This window comes from Streptomyces sp. NPDC026589 (assembly GCF_040638385.1).
Lineage (GTDB): Bacteria > Actinomycetota > Actinomycetes > Streptomycetales > Streptomycetaceae > Streptomyces.
Window position 1 is genome coordinate 86,058 of the sequence record NZ_JBEZYG010000012.1, and the last position, 25,537, is coordinate 111,594.

The window sequence follows — 25,537 nt, forward strand, 5'->3', positions numbered from 1 at the left end:
GAAGCCTTTTGGGCCCGGGAATGGGCCCACGGGCCCTCTGGGGCAGCGGCGGTTCTCCCTTATGTTTCTCACGTCGCCAACGGCACCGGCCGGGAGGAAGCCGGTACCGAGGACGGCGCAACAGGAACGTGCGAGTCGGCCGGCAACCGGTCGGCCGAACCCGGAGGGGAACACCATGTCGAACATCACCCTGAAGACCGCCGTCCGCGTCAACGGCTGGGCCAGCACCGCCGTCAGCAGCATCCAGAAGCGCTACGCGGCGAAGGACCGGGGGCAGACGGCGTTCGAGTACCTGGGCATCATTCTGGTGGTCGTGGCGATCATCGGTGCGGTCGCCGCTTCGGACATCGGAGACAACATCTCGCAGCGTATCGACGGACTGGTGACCGCCATCGTCTCTGGCTGATGCGTACACGTCCACGCGGCGACGCAGGGCAGGCCTTCCCCATCTACATCATGATGGTGGCGGGCCTGCTCTTCCTTGCGTTGGCCTTCTTCGCTGTCGGCAAGGCCTCGGCCTTGCGCAATGATTCTCAGGGCGCGGCGGACGCCGCCGCGCTGGCCGCCGCTCAGAAGGCACGCGCCAACTTCGGGCCCGGATTCCTCGACTCGCTGCCCGGCAACGTGCTGGATGCCTTCCTCATCGCGCCTTTCGCCCCGCCCTGCGCCGAGGCGCAACGGCTGGCCAACGCCAACGAAGCCGACACGACCTCCTGCACGCGTTCCCCCGGCTATCTGCGGGACCTGATCACGGTCGAGGTCGAGGGTCGTGATCCGGTGGACTCGCCGGTGCTCCCCGGCTCGGAGGACAAGGTCGCCAAGGCCAAGGCCACCGCGCTCATCGAATTCCGCTGCCCCAACCCGAAGGTCATCGACGTCGACAACAACGGTTCTCCGGAGGCCTTCATCTTCACGTGCCTGAGTGGCGATGTCGTCACGATCGCGACGGCCGATATCAAGCGGCCCGGCCTGTGGGAGAGCGTGAGCAGAACTCTCTTTGACGTGCGGTTGGTCGACCAGTGACAGCGAAGCGAACGACGAGTAGAGGAATCGGACCATGAGTATGCGGCGGACCACGACGACCAGAAGGGCGATGACAGCTGTCTCGGTGACGGCTGCTCTTGTCCTAGCGCTCGCCGGCTGTGGCGACGACGGAGGCGAGGAGCCCGGCAACGAGGGTTCCGGCGCGCCGTCCGCCCCGGCCAGCCCCTCTGCGGAGGACAAGGGCGAGCCGCAGCAGGAGGACACTGCGGCTGGTGAGGCTGTCGACCCGAATGTGAAGCTCGCGGAGGCGCGTGGGCAGGGCGGGCTTGTCCTGGTCTTCAATGAGGTCAAGCGGGACTCCGGGGGATTCCTCACCGTCCAGGGTGAGATCACCAACGAGGGAGACAAAGTACGGACCGCATCGGCCTGGGCCGGTTCCGAGACCAGCATCGTTCAGAAGAACCCCAACTCCGTCGCCGGTGCGACGCTCGTGGACAAGGTGGGGAAGAAGCGCTACTACGTGCTCCGGGACACGGACTCTCGCTGCCTCTGCACCACGGCGATCTCATCCCTCACCCCGGGCAAGTCCGCGCCCATCTTCATGCAGTTCCCCGCCCCGCCGCAGGGCACGACCGAGGTCGACTTCACTCTCCCGACCTTCGCCACCACCTCGCTGAAGATTTCTGGGTGAGTGCGGCCATGAAGACCACCAAGCGCCCCCGGGCACCCCGCCACCTGGGCCAAGCCGTCGCGGTCGCCGTGCTGATCGCCGGCACCACGCTGCTCGGAGCCTCGCCCTCGTACGCCGACGACGGGCCGAGCGTCCCGCCCGGGACGGAGGCCACGTCGGAGCCGCCCGTTCCCGTCGACCCGAACGACCCGGACCTGAAGATGCCGGAGGGCGGCACCCTCGCCCCCGGCCGGGTTCTGGACATCGTCCAGGTCGTGGAGGACCTCGGCGGCGAGGAACGCCGCGAGGACAGCAACGCCGACATCAAGTTCGCGCTCCAGGCCGAAGTCCTCTTCGGCAAGGACAGCGCGAAGCTCGGTTCGGCTGCCAACGCCCGTATCGCCGCGATCGCCGCCGAGATCAAGAAGCAGAACGCGACCAAGGTCCGCGTCTTCGGCTTCACCGACAACCTCGGCTCCTCGGCCCACGGCGACGTCCTGTCCAAGCAGCGTGCCGACGCCGTGCACGGGGTTCTGTCGAAGGAGCTCGGCGCCACGATCACGTACGAGATCCGGGGCTATGGCGAGCAGTACCCGATCGCCAGCAACAGCAACGAAGAGGGCCGCAAGAAGAACCGCCGCGTGGAGGTCTCCTTCCCGCGCGGCGCGGGGTCCTGACCTCCTCCGCACCCCACGGGAGACGGCCCGGTCCGGCGCGCGACGACCATCGCGTGCCGGGCCGTTCGTCGCTACGGCGGACGGCTCGCCCGCAGGGTCCGTCAGGGCCGTAATCCGGCCACATTCTCTCCGAGCCCGTCACCCGAACGGCGGACCGTCGTTTGCGTTGTGGATCAAACACATCCCCTACGGACAAGAACACGGTGGGCCACGGTGGGCCCCTCGTGCGGCCGGGCCGGAATCAGGACCGGCGGCAGGTACGGCGGGATGCGACACGCCGTGCGCCACGGAGACGTGGGTCGGCGGGGGGTGCCGGGGTTGCCGGGGTGCACGGACGAACAGGCGTCGAGGAGGGTGTGATGGGTGTGGAGGCCCACGCGACGAACGAGCGGGTGACGGGACGCACATGGACGGTGCGGCTGGACCCTGTCGGCCGCGGCCGGGCGGACGTACGCGTCTCGTGCAGCCGCCCGGCCTGCGCCGCGCAGGTGCTGCCCTCCGCGGCCGTCGGCCGTACGGCGGCGGTCGAGCACCTCAAGGCCCACCTGCGCGCGGGCCCGGCCCCCAGCCCGTCGGCGTACTGCGCCTGCCGGGCCGCGGAATGCCACACCCACATCCGCCCCGCCGGACCGCGTGAGCGCCCGGCGCCCTGGAGATGCGGCGGCGCGGTCGTCCTGGCCGTCGTCACGGACCGGGAAGGTCGCTGGTGGCAGGTGATGGAGTGCTGCTCGCGCTGTGCTGCCGCGCATCCCACCGCGAAGATCGCCGCGACCGCCCCGGCTCCCGACCGGACGGCTCCTGTCGGCGCCTCCCGGCCCTCGACGGCCCCCGCGCCGACGGTGTCGGCCGTCGGGCCCCACTTCTCGCACCTTGCTTCCGGGGCTTCCGGGGCCGCCGCCCCGCACGAGGTGCCGGCTCCCCGGTCCGAGAGGCCGCCTCGGCCCCCGAGGCCGGCGCGGCAGCGCGCCCGGCGAGGGAGGATCGCGCAGCGGTTCGTCCCGCACGACCTGCGGCCCGTCGCGCTGCGGGACGAACTCACCGAACTCGGCGAGCTCTTCCGCGCCTACCAGCAGCGTGCCGAACCCGACCTCGCGATGCTCGCCGACCTCCACGCCCGCAAGGCGAAGGCCTTCAGCGCCTGGGCCGAAGTCACCGCCGACACCGGACTCCGCCTCGACGCCCAGCGAGCCGAACAGGCCGCCGCCACCGCCCGTCTCCAGCATCTGCACCGCATCGGTGAAGCCCCGGAAGGCGAAGGCCCCGCTGTGGCCCGGCTGCTGACCGCGTCCGCCCAGTGGGATCACGCACGGGCCGTCCTCGCCCACGTGGCCGACCACGCGCCCCTGCCGGGGCCGGAGGCCCGTCTGCTGGTGGTGATGCTGACGCTGCGCACCGCGCAGTCCGGTACCGGCAACCTCGTCGGGCAGGACCTCAAGGGGCTGCCCCTGGCGGAACCCGCACACCTGGTGGAGCAACTGCTGGAGTGCGGCTGGCTGAAAATCGCCGGTACGGTCGAGGAACTGATCGCCTCCCGCCCGGAGAACCCCACCCGCATCGACGTGCCGTCCCTGACGCCCGACGAGAACGACCCGGGCCCGTTCACCTTCGGCAGGAAGATGCGCCCCAAGCTCAGCGGCTGGGCCCAGCGCGTCGTCGGCGAGAAGAAGCTCCGCAAGGCCAAGACCACGGCCGACGCCCGCCTGCTCGCCCTGGCCCTGGCCACCGGTGTCACCCCCGATGGACGACTGGGGCCCGAGGGCGAGGGCCTCGGCGTGGAAGCCCTCTCGTCCTGGTGCGCCATCGCCCCCGGCGACCTCCGGGAGGTCGTGGGCCGGCTGACCGCGGCGGACTGGCTGACGGCGGCGGTCGACACCGACTCCGAGACCGACACCGACACCGACACCGAAACTGTTCTCACCGACACGGTCCTCACCGGTCGGCTGACCGAACGCGTCCTCCCCCTCACCTGCCCGCTGCTGCCCTGAGAAGCAGAAGCAGAAGCGGGAGCGGGAGCGGCCTGGTCTTCGGCCACCCCCTAGGACACCCCGAGCTGCTCCGCCAGCTCCGTCAGACCCTCCGCGTACAGGTCGAACCGGTCCGAGGAGGAGGGCGGGTCGCCGACCGGCCGGGCCACATAGGCCGTGCGCAGGCCCAGCGCCTGCGCGCCGCGCAGGTCCCAGGCGTGGGCGGCGACCATCAGCAGGCGCTCCGGCGGCGCCCCGGAGCCGGTGACGGCCAGCCGGTAGACCGCCGGGTCCGGCTTGTAGGCGCGGGCGTCCTCGGCGGACAGCGCCTGGTGCCAGCGCAGTCCCGCGTGGGCGTTCAGCTCCAGCAGCGCCGTCCGGCTCGCGTTGGAGAGGGCGATCAGCGGGAAGATCCCGCCGATCCGAGCGAGCCCCGCCACGGTGTCGGACCACGGCGGGAGGCGGCGGGCCGCCCGGGCGAGCGCCTCCACCGCTGCCGGATCCTCGACCCCGGCGGCCTCCGCGACGAGCCCGGCGGCCTCCCGGTCGAGGAGATCGCTGGGCAGGTAGGGCCGGTCGCCGTCGAGGACGCGGCGCTGCTCGCGCTCGATGTGCCGCTGCCACAGCAGCAGGAGCCGCTCGGTCCCGGCGGCGTCCGGGGTGTTCGGGGTTCCGGGGGACGGGTCGAGCGCGCGGACGTCGGTGCGCAGTCCGGCGGATTCATCGACGAGCGCGCGGATGCCGGCGCGTAGTCCGGCAGGTTCGTCGACGAGTGTGCCGAGTACGTCGAACACGACGGCGTCGAACTTCAGCTCTGCCATGGTGAGGGTCTCCTCCGAGGTGGGCGGTGGTCCGAACAACACCACAAGCCCCGCATCACATCCCCTACTTGATCGTGATCGACCCGACGGGCGCGTCCAGGTCCTCCGCGTCGACCGCGTCCTTCACCGCGTTCAGGCGCACTGCGAACGGAACGCCCTTCGCGCCCACCTCCGCGACCAGGACCCCGGTCATCGGCGTTCCCACGTTCGGGGTGTCGTCCTGGCCACCGGTCAAGCACGAGCCGCCGCCACCGGCCGGTGAGCTGATCGCGCACCGCAGGCGCTCCCCGATCTTTCCGCCGACCGCGACCGCGACCGCGACCCCGACCCCGGGCAGCGCCATCGCGCCGATGAGCAGGGTAACGAGGGCGACGAGGGCGACGAGGCCCAGGTACTCCACCGCGGTCGCACCGCCGTCCCGCCAGTCGTACGTGTACCGGGGCGGCTCCGGGGTCCGGGTGGCGCGCTCCTCCAGGAGCCGGTCGACGGCCACCCCCGACGCCGCACCGGCCGCCAGCGAGACGCCGGGCATGAGGACGCCCTCGATGCCGACGACGTCCCCGGCGACGGCGAAGCCGTACAGCAGCCCGGCCAGCGGTACGGCGAGGGCGGCGAGCAGGTACAGGACGCGGGAGGACTCGCGGTACTCCTCGGGGAGAATCCGGGCCGAGGCCAGGACCGTCAGGAGCGTCACGACGAGGACGGGCAGATGGAGCAGGGCCAGCCGCCAGCCGAAGGACTCCAGACGCTCCTCGGTGGCCAGCAGATCGACCAGGACCCGGCTCATGACGAACCCGAGGGCGAGATGGACGAGGCCGCCGGTCACCCAGCTCCGGGTCAACGCGATGAAGCGGCTGCCCCGGTGGACGTGGCGCGGGGCCCCGTACCCCGCGAGGTCCTGGTGCCCGGACGGTATGCGGCCCGCGCTCCGGTCGCCCCAGCCCCCGTCACCGCTCACGGTTCACCTCTCCTCGGCCCCGCGCGTGTTGCCCGACGGCTGGGAGCGTACGGCGGAGAAGCGGCCCGGGCTCGGGCCTCCGGCCCCAAACTCGGGCCCAAGTGCGCGGTGCGGGAGCTGTGTTGCCCCGTGGCGCGCCTGCCGTTCCGCTTGGGGCCGCCCGTGGGCCCGTGGGCCCACGCCGCCCGGGCCGCGGCTCAGTAACCTCGGATGTGCCGGCGGTCGCCGACCACGACGCCGCGAAGAACCGCGATGGGGGTGGGGCGTCGATGGATGCCGGATTCTTCTACTCGTACCACCTGGGCTGGACCCGGCTGGACGCCCGGACCCTGCTGGGCGACCTGGAGGCCGAAGGGCTCCGCCCGACGCACCCGGTGTCCGGCCGCACCGTGCTCGTCAGTCTCGACTCCGCGTCCCTGGGCGCCCGTTCGCCCGTCACCCGCGAGCAGTTGCTGTCCATCGCCGGACTTCAGCGGCTCCGCGAGGTCGGATTCCGGTTGTGGACCGACGGGGGCCTCGACCTTCTGGTGCGCATCCGGCAGGCCCGGGCCGGCGTCGTCGCCGTGGAGTTCTCCGTGGGGGAGCTGCCCGAGCCGGAGCGGGAACACGCGGTGAGCGCCATCCGGCGGACCGTCGGACGGGCCTCCGTGCTCTGCATCGGATTCGTCGTCGACCGGAGCGGGGCGACGGTCGCCACCGACTGGGACGGCGTCGTCATCGAGGGCGACGCGCACCTCCACTCCTGGCCGGACGCCGTCGCCGTACGGGACGAGACGGCCGCCCGCCACCCGCAGCTGGCCGTCATGGACGGGGTGGAGATGTCGCCGTGGAAGGTGTACGGGAACGAGGTGCTCGGCGTCTGAGCCGGGCCGCCGCGCACCCCCGGACACTCCCCGGGCCCGGGCCCCCGGTGCGGAGGGATGCCCGCCGCCGACGTCATAATCGGCCGTATGTCCGATCACCAGCTCCGCGCCCGGCCGCCCGCCGGTCCGGCCCCGGGCCCCCGCACCCCCGGGTCCCGGGCCGCCGCCGCGCTCCGGGCCGCCGCGCCCGCGCTCGCGGTCTACGCCGCCGCCCGGGCCCTGGGGCTCCTGACCTTCTGGGCAGCCGCGTCCGCCGCCGGGAAGGACCCCCTGGGGCCGCTCAGCGGACGCTGGGACTCCGTCTGGTACCAGCGCATCGCCGAGAACGGCTACCGCTACACCGTCACGCTCCCGGACGGCTCCGTCCACTCCGACCTGGCCTTCTTCCCTCTGCTCCCGGCCCTGGAGCGGTCCATCTCCGAGGTGACCCCACTCGCCCTCGGCGGCGCCGGACTCCTGGTCGCCTGGACGGCCGGGCTGCTGGCCGCCTGGGGCATCTACGCCGTCGGCGCCCAGCTGCGAGGACGGCGTACGGGCGTGGTGCTGGCCGCCCTGTGGGGGGTGTACCCGACGGCGTTCGTCCAGTCGATGGCGTACACCGAGACCCTGTTCACCGCGCTCGCCGCCTGGGCGCTGTACGCCGTCCTCCGGGGCCGCTGGATCGTGGCGGGCGCGCTCTGTGTCCTGGCGGGGCTCACCCGGCCCACGGCGGCGGCGCTCATCGCGGCCCTGGCGATCACCGGGGCCGTCACCCTCGTACGGGAGTACCGCGACGAGCGCCGCGCCGGCCCGGTGCTGCGCCGCAACGCCCGGATGATCGCGGGCGTGGCGCTCGCACCGCTCGGCTGGCTGGCGTACGTGGTGTTCGTGGCCGTCCGCGAGGGCAGCCCGTTCGCCTACTTCGACGTCCAGGCGCAGTGGGGCAACAACATCGACGGCGGCCGCGCGCTCGCCGCGTTCATCGCCGGCCTCCCGTGGCCCGCCGCCCTCGGCCTCTGCGCGGCGCTCGGGCTGCTGGGGTGGCTGGTGGTGCTGTGCGTACGGCAGCGGCAGCCGCTCCCGGTGCTCGTCTACGCCCTCACGATCGTCGTCATCTCGCTGATCGGCGCCGGGTACTTCGGCTCCCGGCCGCGCCTGATGATGCCCGCGTTCCCCTTGCTGCTGCCGCCCGCCGTCGCCCTGCTGCGGCTGCGCACGACCGGGCGTACGGCCGCCGTCCTCGCCGTACTGGCCTGCGCGTCCGCCGCCTACGGGGCCTGGACCCTGCTGGGCGCGGGCCCGCCGTAGCCCACTCCGCGCGGCCTCGCGCCGCTTTCTCAGGCTCCGGAACCCGACGCCCCGGGAGCCCCGGAGGCGTGGGCCGTCGCCCTCGGCTCCACCCGTACGCCCGGCCGCACCCCCCACCGCTCCATCGCCCCGGCCTCCGCCTCCACCACGTGCCGGGCCCGGAGCCGGGGCAGCCCGAGGCGGCCGGGCCTCATCGTGCGGACGGCCAGGACCGTGAACTTCCGGTCCAGGTACGCCACATCGATGGGGAACCGCATCCGGAAGGTGTGCACACTCCCACACGGGGTGAGCATCATCGCCCCCGCGATCCCGTCCCGCCCGAGCAGCCCCTTGGAACGGGCCCGGTACGAGGCCGCTATCCGCAGCGGCACCTCCCGGGCCCCGGAGTCCGTGCCGACCGTGAGCGTCCCGTCGCCATCGCGCCATGTCCTCATGGGCACCGACCGTAGCCCCCGGCGGACCCGCCCGGGCCCGATACGGCCGCGCTTGGGCCCCCGGACCCAAGACCCCTCTTCCCACGGCCCATTAGGGTCGTTCCGTGGACGCCGTGCTGCTCGCCCTCGCCGCGGTCTGGGGTGCCTTCACCGGACTGCTGATCCCGCGTGCCGCGTACCGGTTCGCCGTCGAGCCGGAGGAGCCCTGGCGTACGGCGTGCCCCGCGGGGCATCCGCTCACCGGCCCGGCCCGCGGCTGGCTGGGACCGGCCCGGTGCGCGCCCTGCGCCGCCGCCCCGGGAACTCCGGCCGCGCCCGGGTCCCATACCGGCGCGGGCGCCGAGACCGGCCTGTCCGCCATCGGCCGACCGGGCGCCGACCCCGGCGCGGCCCCCGCCGAGGCGGGGCGCGACACCGGATCCCCTGATGCGGCGGAGGCGAGCCGCGACGCCGGGCCTCCCGCCTCCGCCGAGGCGAGCCGCCGCACTGGGCCTCCTGCCTCTGCCGAGGCGAGCCGTGACACCGGGCCCCCCGCCTCCGCCGAAGCGAGCAACGACGCAGGAGCCCCCACTCCCGCCCCGTCCCCCACTCCCGCCCCGTCCGCCGCGTACGCCCCCGGTGTCCTCACCCCCCTGGTCACCGTGGCCGCCTGTGTCGCGCTCGCCGCCGCCACCGGGGCCAGGCCCGAGCTCGTCGGATGGCTGGCACTGACCCCCGTCGCCGTGCTCCTCGCCGTCGTCGACCGGCGGGTCCACCGGCTGCCCGACCCGCTCACCCTGCCCCTGGCCGCCGCGGCCGTCCTGCTGCTCGGCGGCGCCGCGCTGCTTCCCGGGCACGCGGGGTCCTGGACCTCCGGCCTGCTGGGCGGCCTGGCGCTCGGCGGCTTCTACTTCCTGCTCTTCCTGATCAACCCGAACGGCATGGGCTTCGGCGATGTGAAGCTCGCCCTCGCCCTGGGCGTGGCCCTCGGCTGGTACGGCTGGACCGTGCTGTTCGTGGGCGGGTTCGCCGGGTTCCTGTTCGGGGCGGCGTACGGACTCGCCCTGGTGCTTCTGCGCCGCGCGGGGCGCCGGACCGGCATCCCGTTCGGCCCGTTCATGATCGGCGGGGCGCTGACCGGCCTGCTGCTGGGGGCCCTGGCCGGGTGAGAACGGGGCCCCTCGCGCGGGCGCCCGCACGGGCGCGGAATCCGTTCGCGTGCTCCGGGTCCGCCTGACACGATTCCCGTATGTCCGAACCATCCGAAGCCGTCCCCGGCCCTGCCCCCGTTCCCGTCCCGGCTTCCCTCCCCTTCGACTCAGCGGCCTCCCGCGACCGGTTCGAGGCCCTCGTCGCCGAGGCCGACGCCGTGTCCGTGGAGGGCTGGGACTTCTCCTGGCTGAAGGGCCGGGCCACCGAGGAGCGCCCCTCCTGGGGGTACGCCCGCGCGATGGCCGACCGCCTCGGCCGGGCCCACGCCGCGCTCGACCTCCAGACCGGGGGCGGCGAGGTCCTGGCCGCCGCGCCGAAGCTCCCTCCGGTCACCGTGGCCACGGAGGCCTGGCCGCCCAACATCGCCCGCGCCACCGCCCTCCTGCACCCGCTCGGGGCGGTCGTCGTCGCCGACGCGGACGAGCCGCCGCTGCCCTTCGGGGACGCCGCCTTCGATCTCGTGGTCAGCCGCCACCCGGTCACCACGTGGTGGGAGGAGATCGCGCGGGTCCTCGCACCCGGCGGCACGTACTTCTCGCAGCAGGTCGGCCCGGCCAGCGTCTTCGAACTCGTCGAGTACTTCCTCGGCCCCCAGTCGCCCGAGGTCCGCCGCGGCCGGCACCCGGAGGACGCGCGGGCCGCCGCCACGGCGGCCGGACTCGACGTGGTCGACCTGCGTTCCGAGACCCTGCGCACCGAGTTCCACGACATCGGCGCGGTGGTCTACTTCCTGCGCAAGGTGATCTGGATGGTCCCCGGGTTCACCGTCGAGCGGTACCGGCCCCAACTGGCCGCGCTGCACCGGCAGATCGAGGCGGAAGGACCGTTCCGCGCCCGCACCGCCCGCTTCCTGATCGAGGCCCGCAAGCCCCGGTGACGGCGGCAGGGGCCCGTCCACCGGTCAACCCGCCTACCCCGTACGCCAGTTCAGCCTTGCCTCGGAGGCAACGGGATCGTGCGGGCGGCCGTCCTACTCGACGGGACGCAAGCCCAGCGAAGGGCACAGCGAAGGAGGGGGAGCGGTCATGACCCTGGAGAGGGAAGACTGCGCGCCGCCTGCCGGGCGCGCGCGGCACGGCAACGCCGACTGGCTCACGGGGGCAAGGATCACCGCGGTCCTCGGGGTCTACTACCGGCCCGAGGGCCGGGCGGGTGAGCCGGAGGCCGTCGAGTTCGTCCTCTCGGACGACCAGTCCGTCCTGCTGACCTGCGCCTCCGACCGGACGCTGCACGTCACCCCGGGCGCCTGGCCGAGGCTGCCCGACTGGTGCGTACCGGCGAGCCGGTGGCAGCACACCCCGCCCGCCCTCCTCCCACCGGTGCCGCCCGGGGGAGCGTGGACGGTCGTGGGCACCCAGGAGCTGAGGGACGCCGGCGGGGAGGTGCTCCAGGCCGTCATCCGGTGCGAGGAAGGGGACTTCGTGGTGGTCGCCGGGGACACGATGGCCATCCGCTTCGAGCCCCACCCCTGATCCGCGGGCCGTGCTCCTGACCCGTGAGCCGCGCCCTTGGCCCGCACGCGCCACGCACCCCCGTACACCCCGAGTGGACCCCGCCCCCGGCGCCTACGCGTGCGGCCCCACCGTCACCGGGCCGACCGTCAGTTCCGCCGTCCCCTCCATGATCGTGGCGACCCGCTCCACCTGCTCCTCCAGCGCGCGCAGCCCGGCCGGCGGCAGGGGCTCCAGCGGCTCGACCGTCACCGCGATCCGGCGGCCCGAGCGGCGCAGGTGCCAGACGCCGGCCACCGTGCCGTCCACCAGCAGCACCGGGAAGTTCCCCGCCTGCCCGCCCGCGAGAGCCCGCTCGTACGCCGCCCCCGGGAACAGCCGCTCACGGGGCTGGGAGGCGATGGTGAACGCGTCGAAGTACGGCAGCAGGCGCACGCCGCGCACCGGTGACGTCGGGAAGTCCGTGTCGCCCGCGACCACCCACGCCGGGCCCGCGTCCGCGAACGTCACCTCCTCGATCGCCCCCGCCGCCGCCAGCGCGGCGAACTGGTCGGCCGCCCAGGGCTTCGGCGCGGCGAGCCAGCGGGCGAAGTGGGCGGAGGTGGCCGGCCCGTACGCGCGCAGATACCGTTCGATCAGGGCGGCCGGCGCCCCGGGGCCGGGAAGCGGGGTGCACCCGGGGTTGGTGTACGTCGCCTTCCGCCCCCGGTTCGGGGCGTAGACGAGGGCGCCGCGGTGGCCGGCCAGGTGCAGGACCTGTCGCCAGCGCGGCCACATCGTCTGGAATCCGGGCATCACCAGGTCCCCGGCCCACGGCCCGGTCCGCGCGACGACCTCCTCGGAGAGCTCGTCGATCGTGAGCTCCGCCCCGGTCAGCGCCTCCGCGACGGCCGCGACGACCGCCTCCACCTGGTCCGGGGTCATCCGGGCGTCCTTGGCGAAGGGGTTCTTGCCCGCCGGCACGGCGGACAGGGCCCCGGTCCACAGCGGCAGGTCCGCCGCGGGTAGCAGGTGGACCGTGCCGCGCGGTCCGAACGTCTTGACCAGGGTCCGGTCGGTCCACAGGGCCGTACGGACGTCCGTGCGGGTCAGCCCGTCCCCGCGCAGCCCCACGGACAGCTCGGCCGCGGACAGCACCTGGGCGTGCGCGCCGAGCATCGAGGCCACCGCCGCGCCGGGGGTGCCGGCGCCGGGCGACGCGGTGGCGGCGGCATCCGGGTTGAGGTGCTGGCGGGCCAGCCTCCGGGCGTTCGCCCCGGTCCAGCTCACGGTCGCTGTCGCTGTCGCCGTCGATGCCGATGCCGATGCCGATGTCGAGGTCGCGCGGGATCGTGTCGTCATGCCGTCGAACCTAGAGCCCTCAAAGGTCAGGTTCCGTCCTCTACGGCCCCGGCGGCGTCAAGCCGGCGCCGCACCACGCCCCCTCGACACCGGGGGCCGAGACCGAAGCCGATATCGGGGCCATACGGGACTGCGCTCCGGGGCCCGACAGGCGTCCGCCGCCCTGCCCGGAGCGCAGTCCGGTGAATTCGGAGAGTAATGGTGGAGTGGCGCGGCACGCGACAGTACTTACGAAGGGTTATGGTGGAAACCCCCCCTCGGGCCGGTCCGTATCCCCCCCACGGACCGGCCCGTTTTTTACGGGCCGACGGCGGCGCCGCCGCGAGGCCCCGGGCCGCTCCCGTTCTTCCCGGCGCGCAGGCCCCGTTGAGCCGACGTCAGCTGCGACCGGCCCAGATGTTCGTGCCCGCCGTGTCCACGGCGAAGGCGTCGATCTCCTTCAGCTCGTCGGCGGTCAGCGCCGGGCCCGCGAGGGCCGCCACGTTCTCCTCCAGCTGCTTCACGCTCGACGCGCCGATCAGCGCCGAGGTCATCCGGCTGTCGCGCAGCACCCACGCGATGGCGAGCTGGGCGAGCGACTGGCCGCGGCCGCGCGCGATGTCGTTGAGCCCGTTGAGCCGGCGGATCACCTCGTCGGAGAGCAGGCCCGGGTCGAGGGACTTGCCCTGGGTGGCGCGCGAGCCCTCCGGAATGCCCTTCAGGTACTTGTTCGTGAGCAGGCCCTGGGCGAGCGGCACGAAGGAGATGCAGCCCATCCCGGCCGCCTCCAGGGTGTCGAGCAGCCCGTCGTCCTCGATCCAGCGGTTGATCATGGAGTAGGAGGGCTGGTGGATCAGCGCCGGCACGCCCATCTCCCTGAGCAGCCCGGCCGCCTCGGCGGTCTGCTCCGCGTTGTACGAGGAGACGCCCACGTACAGCGCCTTGCCCTGCCGCACGGCGGACGCCAGGGCGCCCATCGTCTCCTCCAGCGGGGTGTGCGGGTCGAAGCGGTGCGAGTAGAAGACGTCGACGTAATCGAGGCCCATCCGCTTCAGGGAGGCGTCGAGCGAGGACAGCAGATACTTCCGGGAGCCCCACTCGCCGTACGGGCCGGGGTGCATCAGGTAACCGGCCTTGGTGGAAATGACCAGTTCGTCGCGGTACGGGGCGAAATCCTGGGCAAAGAGCTTGCCGAAGTTCAGCTCGGCCGAGCCGGGCGGCGGGCCGTAGTTGTTGGCCAGGTCGAAATGGGTGACCCCGAGATCGAAGGCGCGGCGCAGGATCGCCCGCTGGGAGTCCAGGGCCCGGTCGTCGCCGAAGTTGTGCCACAGGCCGAGCGAGAGGGCGGGCAGCTTGAGACCACTGCGCCCGGTCCGGCGGTACTCCATGGAGTCGTAGCGCGAACCGGCGGCGCGGTAATACAGGTCGGGGGAGAGGTAATCAGTCACGTTTCATTCCTTATCACGGAGTTGTGACAGACCGGGTTGGGCCCCCGTGACCCGATCGCAGTAATGTGGCGGCTTCGGGGAATGCCGATGTGCGGCGCGGCGAAGGCCCGCGCGGCCGTGCCAGTGGTAGGGGCGCGGACCGCCGAGGGATCGTGCGGGCGGCGCAGACCGCGCGGCGAACCCCTGCGGGGGACGGCCCCCGGACCCCCGGCGACGGGGAGGGCGGGCCCCGGGCCCGTACGGAACCGAGAGGGTGAACGCAGTGAACTTCCGCGACCTGGTGTACAGGCTCTACGCGCGCCGGGTGGGAGGCCGCCTGGACCACGACCAGGTGCCGAAGCACATCGGGGTCATCCTCGACGGCAACCGGCGCTGGGCCAAGGCGTCCGGTGGATCGGCCGTGCAGGGCCACCAGGCCGGTGCGGACAAGATCTCCGAGCTGCTCGGCTGGTGCAGCGAGACCGATGTCGAGGTCGTCACCCTCTGGATGCTGTCCACGGACAACTTCGACCGCCCCGAGCACGAGCTGAAGCCGCTGCTCGGCATCATCGAGAACACCGTGCGCAACCTCGCCGCGGACGGGCGCTGGCGCGTCCACCATGTCGGCACCCTCGACCTGCTCCCGCCGGAGACGCAGTCGGTACTCAAGGAAGCGCAGGAGGCGACGTCCGACATCGACGGAATAATCGTCAATGTCGCGGTCGGCTACGGCGGCCGCCAGGAGATCGCGGACGCCGTGCGCTCCCTGCTCCTGGAGCACTCGGAGAAGGGCACGACCTTCGAGGAGCTGGCCGAGGTCGTCTCCACCGACCTGATCTCCGAGCACCTCTACACCCGGGGCCAGCCCGACCCCGACCTGGTGATCCGGACGAGCGGCGAGCAGCGCCTCTCGGGCTTCATGCTGTGGCAGAGCGCCCACTCGGAGTACTACTTCTGCGAGGTGTTCTGGCCGGCCTTCCGCAAGGTCGACTTCCTCCGGGCGCTGCGCGACTACGCCGCCCGCCACCGCCGCTACGGGGCCTGAGGTGTCCTGAAACACCCCTCGCGCCCGCGCCTCCGTCGATGGCTCCCCTGTATAGGCCCTATATAGGGGAGCCATCGCGTATGTACGGGGGTCACCGCGCGTCCACCGGGACTTCTCCACACCGTGTCATATGCGGCGGCATGGCTTCGCCGCGAAGAGGGAATACCCCTGTCAGGTCGACGTCCGGTCATCAACCAGGCGGATGTCGCATCCAAGTGAGCGGTGCCAAGGCCGCTCGCCCGGGAGGCCCTTTGCACACGAAGGACCGTAGACAGTCTGCGGCCGACGCGGTGGCCGTGGTCCGGCCCGCGCACAGGGGCCCGATCCCGGTCCGTCCTCTCCCTTCGGGAAGCTCCGCGACCGTCCGTCGCACTCCCCGACCTCGTCCGAGGGGGTACGTCCTTCCGTGGTGACCAGCAGCAAGCGCCGCATGCCCGACCGGCGCACATACGTTCTCGACACCAGCGTCCTGCTGGCCGATCCCGGTGCCATGGCCCGCTTCGACGAGCACGAAGTCGTGCTCCCGATCGTGGTGGTCACGGAACTGGAGGCCAAACGGCATCACCCCGAACTCGGATACTTCGCCCGGCAGGCCCTGCGCCTGCTGGACGACTTCCGGGTCCGGTACGGCCGGCTGGACGCCCCGATCCCGCTCGGGGATCTGGGCGGGACGCTCCGCGTCGAGCTCAACCACTCCGATCCCGGCGTCCTGCCCGCCGGCTACCGGTTGGGGGACAACGACTCACGGATCCTCGCGGTCGCACGCAACCTCCAGGCCGAGGGGTACGACGTCACGGTCGTCTCCAAGGACCTGCCGCTCCGTATCAAGGCCTCCTCCGTGGGCCTCCTCGCCGAGGAGTACCGCGCGGAGCTCGCCATCACGGACTCCGGCTGGACCGGCATGAGCGAACTGTCCCTCGCCGGGGAACAGATCGACCTGCTGTTCAGCGAGGAGACGCTGTACGTCCCCGAGGCCGCCGAACTGCCCGTGCACACCGGTCTGGTCCTCCAGTCCGAGCGCGGCAAGGCGCTCGGCCGGGTGACGGCCGAGGGCAACGTACGGCTCGTGCGGGGCGACCGGGAGGCCTTCGGCATCCACGGGCGCAGCGCCGAGCAGCGGATCGCCCTCGACCTCCTCCTCGACGCCGACGTCGGCATCGTGTCGCTGGGCGGCCGGGCCGGCACGGGCAAGTCGGCGCTGGCCCTCTGCGCGGGCCTGGAGGCGGTGCTGGAGCGCCAACAGCACAAGAAGGTGATGGTCTTCCGCCCGCTGTACGCGGTGGGCGGGCAGGAGCTCGGCTATCTCCCCGGCAGCGAGGCCGAGAAGATGAGCCCCTGGGCGCAGGCGGTCTTCGACACGCTCTCGGCGGTCGCCGGGCGCGAGGTCATCGAGGAGGTGCTCGGGCGCGGGATGCTGGAGGTCCTGCCGCTCACTCACATCCGCGGCCGCTCCCTGCACGACGCGTTCGTGATCGTCGACGAGGCGCAGTCGCTCGAACGGAACGTCCTGCTGACCGTGTTGTCCCGCATCGGGGCGAATTCGCGTGTCGTGCTCACCCACGACGTGGCCCAGCGGGACAACCTCCGGGTCGGCCGGTACGACGGAGTCGTCGCCGTCGTCGAGAAGCTGAAGGGCCATCCGCTGTTCGCCCACGTCACGCTCACGCGGTCGGAGCGTTCACAGATCGCCGCGCTGGTGACCGAAATGCTGGAGGAAGGCCACATCTGATACGCATGTCCCTTTGATGCCGCCCGGCGAGCCAAGGAGCTTAGCCGGGCGGCATTGTGCTGCGCCGTCATTTCCGAGAAACCGAAGGGCCAAACGGGGTGTGACCTTTCCCACGCGAGACAGAATTGCCTCCCGGCGCTCCCGTCCGGCAGAGTCTTGCTTCCGTCAGGCCCCGCATACGGCACTTGGGCACCTCCAGAGGCGCCACGCACCACACAACTCAACACGAGACGTCCGTATGCCGCCCGCGAGCACCACGCGGCAGCCCCCTCACCGGGGTTGCCCATCGGGCCCGTGCCTCCCGTGACCCACGCAGTAGGGAGGCCAGTGTCAGGGGCACGAACGCGCCCGCGAGGTCACCTAAGCGGGCGATGCTGGAAGGACACCATGTGAGCCGGATCTCGGTCCGGGGGTTCGCCGTGGCATCCGCCACCGCGGTCACCACCGTTGGCGCCGTCGTAGGCGTTGCTGCGGGCGGCACACCTGCCGCCGACGACAACAACAACTTCGAGGCGGCCGCAGCCGACACCACGCTGCTCGCAGACATCCCCGCGGGCCAGCAGGCCCAGGTCCAGACCGCTTCGCTGACGCAGCAGGCCGATGCCCAGGCCTCCGCCGCGGACGCCGCCGCGAAGAAGTCGGCCGAGGAATCGGCTCGCATCCAGGCCGCCAAGGACGCCAAGTCCAAGAAGCAGGCGGCCGAGGACCGGGTCGAGGCCGAGCGTGAGGCGGCGAAGAAGGAGAAGGAAAAGAAGGAAGAGGCCGAGCGCGCCAGCCGTTCTTCCGTCCGCGACGCCGCCTCGTTCTCCTCGCAGGGCTCCTACAGCGTGGCCGACGTCAAGGCGATGGCCCGTCAGATGGTTCCCGCGGACCAGTTCCAGTGCTTCAGCAACATCGTGGACCACGAGTCGACCTGGAACTACCGTGCGAGCAACCCGTCCTCCGGGGCGTACGGTCTGATGCAGGCGCTCCCGGGTCACAAGATGTCGTCCGCCGGCGCCGACTGGCAGACCAACCCGGCCACCCAGATCAAGTGGGGCCTCAGCTACATGGACGGCCGTTACGGCAGCCCGTGCGGCGCCTGGTCCTTCTGGCAGGCCAACAACTGGTATTAGAGGGGAGCGGGCGAAGTCCACGGACCCGCCCTCTCAACCTCGCGAGGCCCCCCACCGTCCGGACGGTGGGGGGCCTCGCGCGTGTACGGTCGCATTCTGGCGGGCCGGTGGGCGTGGGGGCACGCTGCGGAGCGCTGGGTGGCGAAGATGGGGGAAGGAAAGCAGGCATGTCGAAACTACCGGGCTGGCTGGGCCGCTTCGGGTCCGAACTGACGGAGCTGGGCGCGCGACTGGACGAGCGGCGGGCGCGCGCCGCCGCCGAGGACGACGACCCCCTCACGGTGCGAGCCTCCGCCGTCCTGGAGGACGACGACGCCGGGCAGGTGCCCGCGCCGCCCTCGTACGCCCCCTCGGTCGCCGCCAAGCCGGATCCGGTGGCGGCGATCCCGTGGGGGATGCGGGTCGCCGCCGAGGCCGGCTGGCGCCTCCTCGTCCTCGCGGGGACCCTCTGGGTGCTGATGCAGGTGATCAGCGCGGTCCAGCTCGTGGTGCTGGCCTTCGCCGCCGCGCTGCTCGTCACCGCGATGCTCCAGCCGACCGTGGTCCGCCTCAAGCGGTTCGGGCTGCCCCACGGGTTCGCCACCGCCGTGACCGCCGTGCTCGGGTTCGTCGTCATCGGGCTGGTCGGCTGGTTCGTGGTGTGGCAGGTGATGGAGAACCTCGACACGCTCTCCGACCGGGTCCGCGACGGCATCGACGAGTTGAAGCGCTGGGCGCTCGACAGCCCCTTCCACGTCACCGAGTCGCAGATCAACGACCTCGCCAAGAACCTCAACGACACCATCGGCACCAACACCGAGGAGATCACCTCCGCCGGGCTCCAGGGCGTCACCGTGATGGTGGAGTTCCTCACCGGGCTGCTGCTGGCGATGTTCTCCACGCTGTTCCTGCTCTACGACGGCCGGCGCATCTGGGAGTGGTCGCTCAGGCTGGTGCCCGCCGCGGCCCGCCCCGGGGTCGCCGGCGCAGGGCCGCGCGCCTGGCGCACCCTGACCGCGTATGTGCGCGGCACGGTGCTGGTCGCCCTGATCGACGCCACCTTCATCGGGTTCGGCCTCTACGTCCTCAACGTGCCGCTCGCCGTGCCCCTGGCCGTCTTCATCTTCCTGTTCGCCTTCATCCCGCTCGTCGGCGCCGTGGTCTCCGGGGCGCTCGCGGTGGTCGTCGCCCTGGTGACCGAGGGGGTGTGGACCGCGCTGTGGGCGCTGGTGGTGGTCCTGGCGGTGCAGCAGATCGAGGGCCACATCCTGCAGCCGTTCATCCTCGGCCGCGCCGTCCGGGTGCATCCGCTCGCGGTGGTCCTCGCGGTGGCGACCGGGGGGCTGGTCGCGGGCATCGGCGGTGCGGTGGTCGCCGTACCGCTGGTCGCCGTGGTCAACACGGTGGTCGGCTATCTGCGTTCGTACGGGGAACCGGGCGAGCGGGGCGGCCACCACGGGGCCACCGCCCTGTCGATGAGCCCGGCGCACGCCGCGCCCGCGTCCCCGGGGCCGCAGGAAGCGCCGGACGGACCCGCTCGGGAGAACAAGCCTCCGCAGGAGAACAAGCCTCCGCAGGAGTAGGGAGACGCAAAGAAGAGCCCCGGGGACGGTCGGTCGTCCTCGGGGCTCTTCTCGTATCAGGGGTGGTGCGGTGTCACTACTCGGCGAGTACGGCCTCGGCGTCGAGGGTCACACCGACCGCCTGGATCACCGAAGCGACCTTGACGGCTTCCTGAATGGTCTCACGGTCCACGCCGGCCTTGCGCAGCACCTGCTCGTGGGAGTCCAGGCACTGGCCGCAGCCGTTGATCGCGGAGACGGCGAGCGACCACAGCTCGAAGTCGACCTTCTCCACGCCCGGGTTGCCGATGACGTTCATCCGCAGGCCCGCGCGGAGCGTGCCGTACTCCGGGTCCGACAGCAGGTGCCGGGTCCGGTAGAAGACGTTGTTCATCGCCATGATCGCGGCCGCCGACTTCGCCGCCGTGTACGCCTCGGCGGAGAGGTTGGCCTTCGCCTCGGGCTCCAGCTCGCGCAGCACCTTCGGCGAACGCGAGGCGATCGCGCAGGCCAGCACGGTGCCCCACAGCTGCTGCTTCGGGAGGTCGCTGTTGCCGATGACCGAGCCGAGGTTCAGCTTCAGGTCCTTGGCGAAGTCCGGTATGGCGGACTTCAGTTCGTCGAGAGCCATGTCGGTATCAGCTCACTCGCCCGAGAGGAGCGCGACCGGGTCGAGGGTGTTCTCGCCCTTGGTCCAGTTGCACGGGCACAGCTCGTCGGTCTGCAGGGCGTCGAGGACCCGCAGGACCTCCTTGGGGTTACGGCCCACGGAACCGGCGGTCACCATCGTGAACTGGATCTCGTTGTTCTGGTCGACGATGAAGACGGCGCGCTGCGCGAAGCCGTCCTCGCCCTCGATGCCGAGGTCACGCATGAGCTCGTGCTTCGAGTCGGCCAGCATCGGGAAGGGCAGGTCGGTCAGGTCCGGGTGGTCCTTGCGCCAGGCGTGGTGCACGAACTCGGAGTCACCGGAGAAGCCGAGGACCTGGGCGTCGCGGTCGGCGAACTCCTCGTTCAGCTTGCCGAAGGCGGCGATCTCGGTGGGGCACACGAAGGTGAAGTCCTTCGGCCACGCGAAGACGATCTTCCACTTGCCCTCGTAGGTCTTGTGGTTGATCTGCTCGAACTCCTTGCCGCTCTCCAGCGAAACACAAGCAGTCAGGTCGAACTCGGGGAACTTGTCACCGACAGTGAGCACGCGCTCTCCTTGCAACGTCTGGAATTCCCCTTTTGGGGGCGTTCCTGAGGGTTGGACGAACTCCACCTTGACACAGAGTGCATTGATCGCGGAAATAGCTACACTCGGTCGAGATGATCGGAGGTGCCTATCAGTGGGTCAGGGTAATCAGGGCATACGCCCCAAGCAGTCCGGTAAGTCGGCCGCCAAGCAGCCCAGCCTGTCGCAGCTGCGTGCCTTCACGGCGGTGGCGGAGCATCTGCACTTCCGGGACGCGGCGGCAGCAATCGGGATGAGTCAGCCCGCACTCTCCGGAGCGGTGTCCACCCTGGAGGAGGCACTGGGTGTCCAGCTCATCGAGCGTACGACGCGCAAGGTGCTGCTCTCGCCCGCGGGAGAGCGGCTCGCGGTGCGGGCCGGAGCGGTGCTGGAGGCCGTCGCCGCGCTGATGGAGGAGGCGGAGGCGGTCCGGGCCCCGTTCACCGGAGTGCTCCGGCTCGGCGTGATCCCGACCGTCGCCCCGTATCTGCTGCCCACCGTGCTCCGCCTCGTCCACGAGCGTTACGTGGACCTCGACCTCCAGGTCCACGAGGAACAGACCTCCTCACTGCTGGAGGGTCTCGCCGCCGGGCGGCTGGACCTGCTGCTGCTCGCCGTGCCGCTCGGGGTGCCGGGAGTCACCGAGATCCCGCTGTTCGACGAGGACTTCGTGCTGGTCATGGAGCAGGACCACTGGCTCGGCGGCCGGGCGGACATCCCGCGCGACGCGCTGCGCGAACTGCCGCTGCTGCTCCTGGACGAGGGGCACTGCCTGCGCGACCAGGCCCTGGACATCTGCCGTGAGGCGGGCCGCACCCAGGGCGCACCGGTGACCACGACCGCCGCCGGGCTCTCCACCCTGGTCCAGCTGGTGGCCGGCGGGCTCGGGGTGACGCTGCTGCCGCGGACCGCGGTGACGGTGGAGACCGGCCGCAACGAGGCCCTGGCCACCGGGTACTTCGCGGACCCGGCACCCACCCGGCGGGTGGCGCTGGCGATGCGGACCGGGTCGGCTCGGGGCGGCGAGTTCGAGGAGTTCGCCGCCGCCCTGCGCGAGGCGATGGAGCCCCTGCCGGTGCGGCTGGTGGCGGAAGACACGGGAGAGCGCACGTCTTGAGAGCGCACGGACGGCCGGGGCCCTGTCTCCAGGAACCCCGGCCGTACGCGGATCAGACGGGTGTCACTCGGTGCGCAGTCCGTCCGGGCGCATCATGCGCCACAGCGGCGGCAGCGACAACAGGGTGACCAGCAGGATCAGCGCGCCCCCGACCCCCGCCATCGGCAGGAACAGCCACCAGTCGGAGACCTCCTTCTCGATCAGGTGCACGAGCATCGCCCCGAGGCCCAGGCCGCCCGCGACCGCGACCGCCAGACCGAGCACCACCGGCACGGCGGTCTGCCACAGCACCGACCAGCCGAGCGTGGAGCGCCGGGTGCCGAAGGCCACCAGCACCGACAGCAGCCGCCTGCGCTCACGCAACTGCTCCAGCTGGGAGACCAGCATGGACAGGGCGATCAGCAGCAGCACCGCGCTCGCGCCCACCTGGAGCCCGGTCTGGATGCTGGCGTACTGGCGGTCGCGTTCCACCGACTGGATCGTGACGAAGCGCATTCCGGGATCGATCCTGGCCGCCGTGTTGCGTACGTGCTCGGCGACGTCCGGCACGCTCCGGTCGACCCGGATCTGGGTGGTGATCGTCGCGTCGGGCAGCTTGCCCGCGTCGACCGCGCCGATGGTGGCCATGATTCCCCAGTGGGGGTCGCCCATCGGGTCGGTGCGGCCCGTCACGGTCCGGGAGTCGGCGGGCAGCGTCCACCGCATCGGCTTCTTCCCGGAGCCGATCTCGACCACCTCGCCCTTGCGTGCGGTCTCGTCGACCCACGCGGTCATGTCCTTGTCGCCCTTCGGGTGGACGACGAAGGTGTCGCCGTCCTCGCAGGCGCCGATCCGGGCCAGCTCGCGCAGGGTCTCGCAGGTGCCGACGGTCAGCGAGGTGGTGGGCTGGACGTCGTCCTCCGCGTAGTCGCCGGGCTTGGACGCGTACGCCTCCACCGAGCCGATGACCACCTCCACGCCCTTGGTCGCGCGGAACTGCTCGATGGCCGAGGTGGCCCCCTCGCCGGTGACGTCCTCGGAGTACCCCGCGAACTGGGCCCGCGTCGGGTCCTGGCCCGTCATCCGGTTGAAGTCGGCGTTCATCGAGGCGAACAGCATCTGCAGGGCGATCGCTCCCGCCACCGCGACGGTGACCCCGCTGACCGCGCGGGACGCGGCCCCGCTGCTCAACTGGAGCCTGCGGGTGGCGAGCTGCCAGGGCACCGGGCCGCCGCGCAGCCGGTTCACACAGGCCTCGACCAGCCAGGGCAGCAGCAGGGCCAGCCCGAACAGCACCAGCACGGCGCCCGCGGTGATCGGGAACGGGTTCACCGGGGCGTACTCCTCGACCCGGCCCCAGAGCGCGAGCACCACGAGACCCGCCAGCGGCACCGGCAGCCGCCACCACAGACGGCGTCCCCGGTCGCGACCCCGGCGCACGACGCCGAGCGGCTCGATCACCACGGACCGCATCGCCACCAGGGTGACGAGGACGGCCGTCAGCGGCACGGCCACCGAGATCAGCGACGCCAGCCGGAGGTCCGGCGCCAGGTCGGCCGGGAACGCGCTGACGTCCCAGATCTCCACCGCGCCGACGAACTGCCGGCCCACCAGGAAGAACGCCAGGCCGAACAGCAGCCCGAGCAGCGCGCCGAACAGCGCCTCCCCGGCGGCGATCCGCCGGGTCGTCCGGATGTCCGCGCCGACCAGGCGCAGGGCGGCCAGCCGCCGGTCGCGCCGGTCGCCGCCGAAGCGCACGGCGGTGGCGATGAAGATCGCGACCGGGGCCAGCAGCACGACGCAGACCATGATGACGAGCACGATCAGCAGGGGCGGGAGGGGGTCGCCCTGGCGGTCGTCGCCGTACGCGGCGATCCGGTGGCCGCCGTTGGCCGGCGTCAGGGTGTCGCTGCCCGCGTAGTAGAGGAGTTCACCGGGGGAGCGCAGCCCGGCATCGCCGATCGTGCCGGTGATCTCGTACGGGAGCCGCTCCCGCAGCAGCTCGTTGCCGGGATCGTCGAGCAGCTCCCGCAGGGCGGGGGAGACGACCATCGTGTCCGGCGCGGGGAAGCGGTCGATGCCCGGCGGCAGGACGGGCTTCGAGCCGTCGGGGCGCATCAGATAGCCCTCGACGGTCCGGTCGTGGTACTCGGTGGTCGTGTTGACCCGCAGCACCGAGCTGTCCGACTTCTTGGCGTTCGCGTCGGGCGAGTCGGAGATCCGGGCCTCGCTGCGGGCCTGCTCGCGCGCGTTCCGCTCGTCGAGCAGATGCGGTACGGAGGAGGCGAGCAGCAGGAGGGCGACGCCGAGGCCGACGCCGACGGCGGTCAGCAGCGTACGGATCCAGCCCTCGCGGCCCCCGGCGGCGGCGAACCGGATGCCGAGGCCGAGGTCGCGGAGGGTCACCGCACCCCGCGAGGGCGCTGCCGGACGCGGTGGCGCCACGGGCCGCCTTTCTTCGAGCAGGGTCATACGGCGTGCTCCATGTCGCGGGCCCGGCCGTCGCGCACGGTGATGTCACGGTCCGAGTAGGCGGCGACGCGGGCCTCGTGGGTCACCAGGACCACGGCGACGTTGGCGGAGCGGGCGGCCTCCGTGAGCAGCTCCATCACCCGCTCGCCGTTGAGGGAGTCCAGCGCACCGGTCGGCTCGTCGGCGAAGATCACCTTCGGTGACGCGGCCAGCGCACGGGCCACGGCGACCCGCTGGCCCTGTCCGCCGGAGACCTCGCCGGGACGCTTGGCACCGAGGTCGTCGACCTCCAGGCGCTCCATCCACTCCAGGGCGGTGCGCTCGGCGGCCTTGCGCCTGACGCCGTTCAGCCGCAGCGGCAGGGCGACGTTCTCCACACACGTCAGCTCCGGGACGAGCTGGCCGAACTGGAAGACGAAGCCGAAGTCGCTGCGCCGCAGGGCGCTGCGCTCGGCGTCCGACATCGCGGACAGCTCGCGGCCCGCGTAGGTGATGGTGCCGGAGTCGGGCGTGATGATCCCGGCCAGGCAGTGCAGCAGGGTCGACTTGCCGGAGCCGGAGGGGCCCATCACGGCGACGACCTCGCCGGGATGCACGGAGAACGACGCCCCGTCCAGGGCGGGCGTCGAACCGTAGGTCTTGCGCAGATCGTGCGCGGCGAGCAGGGAGCCTTCGGGAATCACGGAGCCACCACCTTGGCGAGCTGGTCGAGACGGGCAGAGGTCAGTTCCAGCCAGCGCAGATCGGCTTCCAGGTGGAACAGGGCGTGGTCGCAGATCAACTGGTCGGCGAGGTCGCCCTTGCGTTTGCGGTCGGTGAGGACGCGCATCATCCGCAGGTGCGCCGAGCGCTGGGTGTCCAGCAGATCGGCCGCGCTGCGGCCGGTCAGGAGCGCCAGGACGACCTTGGTGTAGAGCGTCGACTGGAGGTAGGGCTCCGGCTTCTCCGGCTGGGCCAGCCAGTGCGAGACATCGGTGATCCCGGCGTCGGTGATGGCGTACCGCTTGCGCTCGGGGCCTCCTTCGCTCTCGACGCCGTCGACCTCGACGAGTCCGTTCTTCAGGAGCCGGGACATCGTCGAATAGACCTGGCCGTAGTGGAGCGGGCGGTCCTGGCCGAACTTCTCGTCGAAGGTCCGCTTCAGGTCGTAGCCGTGTCGGGGGCCGGACTCCAGGAGCCCGAGGAGGGTGTGACCGATAGACATGAGCGGAACTGTACACGGTGTGTATACCTACGGTGTATACGCGTCCGGAAAGCGACCCCGGCCCTTGGGGTG

At 72.0% G+C, this 25,537-nt stretch carries 24 protein-coding genes and 1 pseudogene; 15 read left to right on the forward strand and 10 right to left on the reverse strand.

All coding sequences use genetic code 11. The annotated features are described in order from the left end of the window. Nucleotides 1-175: 175 nt before the first annotated feature. From AB0F29_RS21485 to AB0F29_RS21505, 5 genes are all read left to right on the forward strand, one after another. Nucleotides 176-406: a hypothetical protein gene (locus AB0F29_RS21485; protein WP_018956139.1), complete on the forward strand. Its 231-nt coding sequence runs from the start codon at nucleotides 176-178 to the stop codon at nucleotides 404-406. Then, the gene (locus AB0F29_RS21490; RefSeq protein ID WP_361874262.1) at nucleotides 406-1,023 is read left to right on the forward strand and encodes a pilus assembly protein TadG-related protein; all 618 of its coding nucleotides are present in this window, start codon (nucleotides 406-408) and stop codon (nucleotides 1,021-1,023) included. The genes AB0F29_RS21485 and AB0F29_RS21490 overlap by 1 nt, the downstream gene beginning before the upstream one ends. A gap of 34 nt (nucleotides 1,024-1,057) precedes the next feature. Continuing rightward, a complete protein-coding gene (locus tag AB0F29_RS21495) occupies nucleotides 1,058-1,675 on the forward strand; it encodes a hypothetical protein (protein WP_361874264.1) in 618 nt (205 codons plus the stop codon). An 8-nt stretch (nucleotides 1,676-1,683) separates the two neighbouring features. Beyond that, nucleotides 1,684-2,331 (forward strand): OmpA family protein, encoded by a 648-nt coding sequence (locus AB0F29_RS21500; protein ID WP_018956142.1) that lies wholly within the window; start codon nucleotides 1,684-1,686, stop codon nucleotides 2,329-2,331. Between the two features lie 359 nt (nucleotides 2,332-2,690). Then, a complete protein-coding gene (locus AB0F29_RS21505) occupies nucleotides 2,691-4,316 on the forward strand; it encodes a hypothetical protein (protein ID WP_361874266.1) in 1,626 nt (541 codons plus the stop codon). Nucleotides 4,317-4,366: 50 nt separating this feature from the next. Here AB0F29_RS21505 and AB0F29_RS21510 read toward each other — a convergent pair whose 3' ends face one another. Both AB0F29_RS21510 and AB0F29_RS21515 read right to left on the reverse strand, forming a co-directional pair. Continuing rightward, nucleotides 4,367-5,116 carry a haloacid dehalogenase type II gene (locus tag AB0F29_RS21510; RefSeq protein WP_361874268.1) on the reverse strand — a complete coding sequence of 250 codons (750 nt, stop codon included), beginning with the start codon at nucleotides 5,114-5,116 and terminating at the stop codon, nucleotides 4,367-4,369. A 217-nt stretch (nucleotides 5,117-5,333) separates the two neighbouring features. Continuing rightward, nucleotides 5,334-6,074 (reverse strand): annotated as a pseudogene (locus AB0F29_RS21515) (hypothetical protein); the annotation flags it as partial. Between the two features lie 269 nt (nucleotides 6,075-6,343). On the opposite strand from AB0F29_RS21515, the gene AB0F29_RS21520 reads away from it, so the two are divergent. Together AB0F29_RS21520 and AB0F29_RS21525 are read left to right on the forward strand one after the other, a co-directional pair. Beyond that, a complete protein-coding gene (locus AB0F29_RS21520) occupies nucleotides 6,344-6,937 on the forward strand; it encodes a hypothetical protein (RefSeq protein ID WP_361874270.1) in 594 nt (197 codons plus the stop codon). A gap of 87 nt (nucleotides 6,938-7,024) precedes the next feature. Then, on the forward strand, nucleotides 7,025-8,224 hold the full coding sequence (locus AB0F29_RS21525) for a hypothetical protein (RefSeq protein WP_361874272.1): 1,200 nt from the start codon (nucleotides 7,025-7,027) through the stop codon (nucleotides 8,222-8,224). A gap of 29 nt (nucleotides 8,225-8,253) precedes the next feature. Here the strand turns inward: AB0F29_RS21525 and AB0F29_RS21530 are convergent, their stop codons facing one another. After that, nucleotides 8,254-8,658 carry a DUF192 domain-containing protein gene (locus AB0F29_RS21530; RefSeq protein WP_361874274.1) on the reverse strand — a complete coding sequence of 135 codons (405 nt, stop codon included), beginning with the start codon at nucleotides 8,656-8,658 and terminating at the stop codon, nucleotides 8,254-8,256. A 104-nt stretch (nucleotides 8,659-8,762) separates the two neighbouring features. On the opposite strand from AB0F29_RS21530, the gene AB0F29_RS21535 reads away from it, so the two are divergent. The 3 genes from AB0F29_RS21535 (at nucleotide 8,763) to AB0F29_RS21545 (ending at nucleotide 11,321) form a co-directional block, all read left to right on the forward strand. Then, the gene (locus AB0F29_RS21535) at nucleotides 8,763-9,806 is read left to right on the forward strand and encodes a prepilin peptidase (RefSeq protein WP_361874276.1); all 1,044 of its coding nucleotides are present in this window, start codon (nucleotides 8,763-8,765) and stop codon (nucleotides 9,804-9,806) included. A gap of 80 nt (nucleotides 9,807-9,886) precedes the next feature. After that, the gene (locus AB0F29_RS21540; RefSeq protein WP_361874278.1) at nucleotides 9,887-10,726 is read left to right on the forward strand and encodes a class I SAM-dependent methyltransferase; all 840 of its coding nucleotides are present in this window, start codon (nucleotides 9,887-9,889) and stop codon (nucleotides 10,724-10,726) included. Between the two features lie 148 nt (nucleotides 10,727-10,874). Beyond that, nucleotides 10,875-11,321, forward strand: a complete 447-nt coding sequence (locus tag AB0F29_RS21545) for a hypothetical protein (protein WP_361874280.1) — start codon at nucleotides 10,875-10,877, stop codon at nucleotides 11,319-11,321. A 93-nt stretch (nucleotides 11,322-11,414) separates the two neighbouring features. On the opposite strand, the gene AB0F29_RS21550 is transcribed toward AB0F29_RS21545, so the two are convergent. Next, nucleotides 11,415-12,641 (reverse strand): winged helix DNA-binding domain-containing protein, encoded by a 1,227-nt coding sequence (locus AB0F29_RS21550; RefSeq protein WP_361874282.1) that lies wholly within the window; start codon nucleotides 12,639-12,641, stop codon nucleotides 11,415-11,417. A 377-nt stretch (nucleotides 12,642-13,018) separates the two neighbouring features. Further along, a complete protein-coding gene (gene mgrA / locus AB0F29_RS21555; RefSeq protein ID WP_361874284.1) occupies nucleotides 13,019-14,068 on the reverse strand; it encodes an L-glyceraldehyde 3-phosphate reductase in 1,050 nt (349 codons plus the stop codon). A 262-nt stretch (nucleotides 14,069-14,330) separates the two neighbouring features. On the opposite strand from mgrA, the gene AB0F29_RS21560 reads away from it, so the two are divergent. The 4 genes from AB0F29_RS21560 to AB0F29_RS21575 all read left to right on the forward strand — a co-directional run bounded on the left by AB0F29_RS21560 (nucleotide 14,331) and on the right by AB0F29_RS21575 (nucleotide 19,498). Then, nucleotides 14,331-15,092 carry an isoprenyl transferase gene (locus AB0F29_RS21560; protein WP_073741104.1) on the forward strand — a complete coding sequence of 254 codons (762 nt, stop codon included), beginning with the start codon at nucleotides 14,331-14,333 and terminating at the stop codon, nucleotides 15,090-15,092. Between the two features lie 406 nt (nucleotides 15,093-15,498). Then, nucleotides 15,499-16,821: a PhoH family protein gene (locus AB0F29_RS21565; protein WP_361874286.1), complete on the forward strand. Its 1,323-nt coding sequence runs from the start codon at nucleotides 15,499-15,501 to the stop codon at nucleotides 16,819-16,821. Between the two features lie 389 nt (nucleotides 16,822-17,210). Next, entirely contained in the window at nucleotides 17,211-17,936 is a 726-nt protein-coding gene (locus tag AB0F29_RS21570; protein WP_361874288.1) for a transglycosylase SLT domain-containing protein, read from the forward strand. Nucleotides 17,937-18,103: 167 nt separating this feature from the next. Then, nucleotides 18,104-19,498 (forward strand): AI-2E family transporter, encoded by a 1,395-nt coding sequence (locus AB0F29_RS21575; protein WP_361874290.1) that lies wholly within the window; start codon nucleotides 18,104-18,106, stop codon nucleotides 19,496-19,498. A gap of 76 nt (nucleotides 19,499-19,574) precedes the next feature. Here the strand turns inward: AB0F29_RS21575 and AB0F29_RS21580 are convergent, their stop codons facing one another. Next, nucleotides 19,575-20,108: an alkyl hydroperoxide reductase gene (locus AB0F29_RS21580; protein ID WP_030561341.1), complete on the reverse strand. Its 534-nt coding sequence runs from the start codon at nucleotides 20,106-20,108 to the stop codon at nucleotides 19,575-19,577. Nucleotides 20,109-20,120: 12 nt separating this feature from the next. Continuing rightward, a complete protein-coding gene (locus tag AB0F29_RS21585) occupies nucleotides 20,121-20,675 on the reverse strand; it encodes a peroxiredoxin (protein ID WP_007452441.1) in 555 nt (184 codons plus the stop codon). Nucleotides 20,676-20,808: 133 nt separating this feature from the next. Here AB0F29_RS21585 and AB0F29_RS21590 point away from each other — a divergent pair, with 133 nt between their 5' ends. Continuing rightward, on the forward strand, nucleotides 20,809-21,810 hold the full coding sequence (locus tag AB0F29_RS21590) for a LysR substrate-binding domain-containing protein (protein WP_361874292.1): 1,002 nt from the start codon (nucleotides 20,809-20,811) through the stop codon (nucleotides 21,808-21,810). 63 nt (nucleotides 21,811-21,873) lie between these two features. Here the strand turns inward: AB0F29_RS21590 and AB0F29_RS21595 are convergent, their stop codons facing one another. Genes AB0F29_RS21595 through AB0F29_RS21605 form a run of 3 tightly spaced genes read right to left on the reverse strand, consistent with a single transcriptional unit; the run spans nucleotide 21,874 to nucleotide 25,465 of the window. Continuing rightward, a complete protein-coding gene (locus AB0F29_RS21595; protein ID WP_361874294.1) occupies nucleotides 21,874-24,261 on the reverse strand; it encodes an FtsX-like permease family protein in 2,388 nt (795 codons plus the stop codon). Continuing rightward, nucleotides 24,258-24,944: an ABC transporter ATP-binding protein gene (locus tag AB0F29_RS21600; protein WP_018956159.1), complete on the reverse strand. Its 687-nt coding sequence runs from the start codon at nucleotides 24,942-24,944 to the stop codon at nucleotides 24,258-24,260. Before AB0F29_RS21600 ends, AB0F29_RS21595 begins: the two co-directional genes overlap by 4 nt. Further along, nucleotides 24,941-25,465 carry a PadR family transcriptional regulator gene (locus tag AB0F29_RS21605; protein ID WP_018956160.1) on the reverse strand — a complete coding sequence of 175 codons (525 nt, stop codon included), beginning with the start codon at nucleotides 25,463-25,465 and terminating at the stop codon, nucleotides 24,941-24,943. Before AB0F29_RS21605 ends, AB0F29_RS21600 begins: the two co-directional genes overlap by 4 nt. Nucleotides 25,466-25,537 lie beyond the last annotated feature (72 nt).